This is a genomic window from Bacillus sp. TL12 (assembly GCF_022625245.1).
In the GTDB taxonomy this organism is placed as follows: Bacteria; Bacillota; Bacilli; order Bacillales; family Bacillaceae_G; genus Bacillus_A.
Window position 1 is genome coordinate 1 of sequence record NZ_JAJJBY010000262.1, and the last position, 245, is coordinate 245.

General features: G+C 35.5%; 1 protein-coding gene. It reads right to left on the bottom strand.

Annotated features, from left to right (window positions below; all coding sequences use genetic code 11):
- On the bottom strand, positions 1–245 hold a 245-nt coding region (locus LOK41_RS28845; RefSeq protein WP_241819485.1), incomplete at both ends, for a DDE-type integrase/transposase/recombinase.

Consider the following 245-nt stretch of genomic DNA (forward strand, 5'->3'; position numbering starts at 1 on the left):
CTCGATATAAATAACACCATTGCCCTTTCACCTTGATATAGGTTTCATCCAAACGCCAAGATAACAATGTGTTTTTGTTTTTCTTCTTCCAAATCTGATAAATGAGATTTCCATATTCATGAACCCATCGCATGATGGTTGTAGGATGGACCGATACACCACGTTCTTTCAAAATTTCAGATATATCTCGATAACTTAAAGAAAAACGACAGTAGTAGCCGACGGCTACTAAAATAATATCTTTC